The sequence below is a fragment of the Crenothrix polyspora genome, assembly GCF_900163755.1.
In the GTDB taxonomy this organism is placed as follows: domain Bacteria; phylum Pseudomonadota; class Gammaproteobacteria; order Methylococcales; family Methylomonadaceae; genus Crenothrix; species Crenothrix polyspora.
Window position 1 is genome coordinate 1 of the sequence record NZ_FUKI01000172.1, and the last position, 5035, is coordinate 5035.

At 45.6% G+C, this 5035-nt stretch carries 5 protein-coding genes; all 5 read right to left on the bottom strand.

Going from position 1 to position 5035, the window contains the following annotated elements:
• Positions 1 to 208: 208 nt before the first annotated feature.
• A complete protein-coding gene (locus tag CRENPOLYSF2_RS18075; protein WP_087145352.1) occupies positions 209 to 841 on the bottom strand; it encodes a Uma2 family endonuclease in 633 nt (210 codons plus the stop codon).
• Between the two features lie 127 nt (positions 842 to 968).
• The gene (gene purD, locus CRENPOLYSF2_RS18080; RefSeq protein ID WP_087145353.1) at positions 969 to 2252 is read right to left on the bottom strand and encodes a phosphoribosylamine--glycine ligase; all 1284 of its coding nucleotides are present in this window, start codon (positions 2250 to 2252) and stop codon (positions 969 to 971) included.
• A gap of 164 nt (positions 2253 to 2416) precedes the next feature.
• Positions 2417 to 3976 (bottom strand): bifunctional phosphoribosylaminoimidazolecarboxamide formyltransferase/IMP cyclohydrolase, encoded by a 1560-nt coding sequence (gene purH / locus CRENPOLYSF2_RS18085; RefSeq protein WP_087145354.1) that lies wholly within the window; start codon positions 3974 to 3976, stop codon positions 2417 to 2419.
• Positions 3977 to 4195: 219 nt separating this feature from the next.
• The gene (locus CRENPOLYSF2_RS18090; RefSeq protein ID WP_087145355.1) at positions 4196 to 4639 is read right to left on the bottom strand and encodes a DUF29 domain-containing protein; all 444 of its coding nucleotides are present in this window, start codon (positions 4637 to 4639) and stop codon (positions 4196 to 4198) included.
• 38 nt (positions 4640 to 4677) lie between these two features.
• Positions 4678 to 5035 (bottom strand): DUF6398 domain-containing protein (locus CRENPOLYSF2_RS18940; RefSeq protein ID WP_245808059.1); only part of this gene is annotated, 358 nt, incomplete at its 5' end.

The following is a 5035-nucleotide window of genomic DNA, read 5'->3' on the forward strand; positions in this document are numbered from 1 at the left end:
TTACATACAGCGTTTTCAACTTAGGACAGTTACAGCCACCGTTCGTGCTGAGCTTGTCGAAGCATGAACGGCACACTTCGACAAGCTCAGTGCGAACGGTTACGCTGTAACTATTGAACTGTGAAAACGCTGTAAGTCACTCTTGATTCATGACTTAACGCTTACATTCAACTCATAAGTGCAATCGATAATAATCGGACTTGCTGCGTTATCCGTCATTTTCAGGCTGATCGAAAACAACAATACCCTGTCTGAATTCATCCATATCTTCATTTTCAACACGATCATAAATGTCTGCAACCGAGAGCGTTAGAGCAATTGACTCAAAAGTAATTGAATCACCTAGAAAATAAAACTCATCTTTCCAATCCGTCTTTTTCCGAAAAATCTGTATTTGAACAAAATCTTGCTCTACCACAACATATTCCAACAAAGACGGCAGATTAATATAGCGCAATAATTTTGTGGTCAGATCGCGTTTTCGGGTCGATTTAGATAGCACTTCAACAATAAGCAAAGGCGAGTTTGAAAAATAACTCTTGCCCTCAATTTTAGAGCAATCAACCAGTACATCAGGGTACACGTAATTATTTCCTGAAGATACCTTTAACGGCACTTTAATATCGGACATAAATGTCACGCAGGGCGTACCTTTCAGATGGCTTCTGAATTCACCAAAGATATTGCCTGATAAAATATTATGGTTAGTACTGCCTCCTGCCATAGCATAAATGTTGCCATTAATATATTCACGACGCACCTCCAAGTCCGGCTCTGTGGCCAGATATTCCGCTTCAGATAGATAGGTGTTTTCAGGTTCTGAATTTGCACTTAAGGCCATTGTAGATTCCCTTGCTTATTGCTGGATATTTTGAATAGCTTAAACTTTTTCTGCCCCAACTGCCAAGCCTCACTTGTTTACTGAGTAAACAAGTGAGCACTGCAAATTAGCAAGAGAGCAAGCTATTTTAGCTGTCGGTTTTTATCGCCTTAAAGCCAATATCCGTCCGGTAATAAATCCCTTCCCAATCTATGGTTTTGGCTAATTCATAGGCTTTGGCCTGTGCTTCTTGAACAGTAGCGCCCAACGCACATGCACATAACACGCGACCACCCGCCGTGACAACATCGTCACCAACTTGTTTGGTTCCGGCATGAAAGACTTTTCTATCAGCAGCTTCATCTGTCGTCAAACCCGAAATAATCGCCCCAGACTGGAAAGCATCAGGATAACCGCCAGCCGCTAAAACCACACCCACCGCAACCCGCTCATCCCAATCACTATCAATCTTGTCAAGTTTGCCAGCTAAAGCTGCTTCACACAGTTCCACTATATCGCTGTTCATACGCATCATGATGGGCTGGGTTTCCGGATCACCAAAACGGCAATTGTATTCCAGCACTTTAATCGTGCCGTCAGGGCTAATCATCAAACCCGCATACAAAAAACCGGTGTAGGGGTTGCCATCGGCCATCATGCCTTTTAAGGTGGGGGCGATGACGGTATCCAACACCTTTTGATGGATTTCCGGCGTAACCACTGGCGCAGGAGAATACGCGCCCATGCCACCGGTATTAGGGCCTAAGTCGCCATTGTCACGTGCCTTGTGATCTTGCGAAGTGGCCATAGCCAGTGCGTGTTTGCCATCGGCCATGACAATAAAGCTGGCTTCTTCACCGGTCAGAAATTCTTCGACCACAACGCGGCTACCAGCCGCACCAAACACATTGCCAGACAGCATGTCTTCAACGGCAGTGATGGCTTCCTGTTCGGTTTGCGCGACGATAACCCCTTTGCCCGCAGCAAGGCCATCCGCTTTGACGACAATCGGCGCACCTTCGGCCTTAATATAGGCAATAGCCAACTTTTTATCGGTAAAACTCCGGTATTTTGCGGTAGGGATTTTGTAGCGGATCATGAAATCTTTGCAATAGGTTTTTGAGCCTTCCAATTGCGCCGCTTTGGCTGTCGGGCCAAAACATTTGAGCCCCGCTTGTTGAAATCTGTCGACGATACCGCGTGTTAAAGGTATTTCAGGGCCAACGATGGTCAAATCAATCGCTTCATTTTTTGCAAATGCCAATAAGCCAGCAATATCATGGGCAGCGATGGCGACATTTTCAATAGCAGGCTCCAGTGCTGTGCCGGCATTACCGGGCGCAACAAACACGTGGCTAACTTTAGGTGATTGTTTGGCTTTCCATGCCAAAGCGTGTTCGCGGCCACCACCGCCGACTATGAGTATTTTCATGGGGATTCTCGTAAATGTGGGTTGTGCAAGATTGGGTTATTGATAGAACACAGAATTATCCACGAAAAACACGAACGTAGGCCAATATCATAATGTCTGAATGAATAATTTTTCGTGTTTTTCGTGCCTTTCGTGGACTCATATCCTTATGGAACGTCTTAGCCTTAATGCCTGAAATGGCGCATACCGGTAAACACCATGGCGATATTGTGTTCGTCAGCGGCGGCGATGACTTCGTTATCACGCATCGAACCACCGGGCTGGATAATGGCAGTAATTCCGGCAGCCGCCGCAGAATCTATACCATCACGGAACGGAAAGAACGCATCCGATGCCATCGCAGAACCAGGTACTTCTAAACCCTCATCCGCCGCCTTAATGCCAGCGATTTTGGCCGAATACACACGGCTCATTTGGCCTGCGCCAACGCCAATGGTTTGGCCGTCTTTGACATAAACAATAGCATTGGATTTAACAAACTTGGCTACTTTCCAGGCGAACAGTAAATCATCGATTTGCTGTTCGGTAGGGATGCGTTGACTGACCACTTTTAATTGGCTACGTTCAATTGTGCCATTGTCGTTATCTTGTACTAACAAGCCACCGGTGACACGTTTAAAATCTAGGCTGTTTTGTTTGGCTGTATTCCACTGACCGCATTCCATTACGCGAATATTTTGCTTTTCGCGTAACACGGCTTGCGCTGCGGCGCTGATTGTCGGCGCAATAATGACTTCAACAAACTGGCGTTTAATAATCTCGCTGGCGGTTTGTTCATCCAGTTCCTGATTAAACGCGATAATGCCACCGAATGCCGAGGTAGGATCAGTTTGATAAGCTTTGTCGTAAGCAGTCAAAAGAGTATCCGCTTCTGCTACGCCGCACGGGTTGGCGTGTTTGACAATGACGCAAGTGGGCTTGTCGGTAAAGGCTTTGACGCATTCCAACGCCGCATCGGCATCAGCAATATTGTTATAGGACAGTTCTTTGCCTTGTAACTGTTTGGCAGCGGCAATCGTACCGGATGCGGGTGCTTTCTCCTGATAAAATGCCGCCTGTTGGTGCGGGTTTTCGCCGTAACGCATATTGGTATTGCGGTAAAATTGCAGGTTCAGCGTATCAGGAAATTGTTTGCCACTGAGTTTGCCTAAATAGCTGGCAATCGCGGTATCATAACTGGCCGTGTGTTCAAAGCTGGTCAGCGCCAGTTTAAAGCGGGTTTGTTGTGACAGGCTGGCGTTGTTGGCTTTTAGCTCGGTGATAACATCGGCGTAATCGGCAGGGCTGACGATAATCGCCACATCGTTATGGTTTTTAGCCGCTGCACGGATCATGGTTGGGCCGCCGATGTCGATATTTTCAATCGCATCTTCAAACGTGCAATCAGCTTTGGCGATGGTCTGCTCAAACGGGTATAAATTGACCACCACCATATCAATCGGCTGGATGCCATTTTCGGCCATTACGGCTTCATCAAGTCCGCGACGTGCCAGTATGCCGCCGTGAATTTTAGGGTGCAGGGTTTTAACGCGGCCATCCATAATTTCTGGTGAGCCTGTATATTCGGAGACCTCAATGACGGGAATGTTGTTTTCGGACAGGGTTTTGGCTGTGCCGCCGGTGGAAAGTATTTCAATGTCTAACTGGTGCAGTTCGCGGCAAAAGTCTACAACGCCAGTTTTATCGGAAACACTGACCAGTGCCCGCGTAATTTTTTTTTGCATGGTTACCTTTGTGACGGTGGTTTTGAATCGGGTTGGTTTTTTAATAGAACACGTAGGGATTTATTTTGTGCGAGTTTATATTGTCCACTGAAACCAAAAGTAGGCGCTTTTAGGCGACACAAAAAACACGGAAAAGGCGTTACTTGGATAGTTCGTTTTCCGCTACGTTTCATAGTGGTTTTTACTCAGCAGTAATGGAAATGCAACTACTAGCCGAAATCAATTAGAAAAATCTTCGTCAAGAAAATCATAGTCGTCATCAAAAACCGCTTGCCAGGACAACGATGTTACATTGGATTTTTTACTCATTTCTGCTTGAGCATCACGCTTGGCAATAATAAATACCTTATCCCATAATTCCTTAATGGCATTATCATTTAAGCTAGGCGTTTCTTCCTGAATATCCGCAATTTCTTCACGCGCATCTCTTATGCTGGCAACCCAGCTTAACGAGCGTCTTTCAGGTTGCGATTGCCATTTAATAATATGCAGCATAAGCCTGACCATCTGGCTTTTTAATGCACGCTTTTCTGAACGGGACAAGGCTTGTATTAACTCCTCTATGCCGATAACAGCTTCAGGTAGGTTGCCGCTGGCCATTTCATGTTTCACTGCCACCGCCGTTTTATAATGTGATGTACTGGATAATTCTTGCCAATTCATAGTGTTTTTTCTGTATCCCGTTACATTTTTATGCGGGGCTATTCGGGTGAGTTTTTATTGTTCCCAGGAATATAGGGGATTAATCCCTTTTTATAGGCAATTTCTTGCACTTCTAAAGGCATATACCGGACATCCACAATCATACCATTCACGGTTATCATCCAAATCATTGGATTTTGTTCAATTTTGCTGGGTACAGTCCACTCTGGAGAAAACTGGCGCATTTTCAACAAATCACGCACTTCTTTAGATTTATTTTGCCCTGTACTGGAAGCAATACCAAAGTGATTATAAATATCCGACGCTGCACAATGCGGATCTTGCGATTTATCAACTAAACAACCACCGGCTAGGCCGGTGGGTTTAAGGTATCGACTGAAAGTCGGGATACACGTC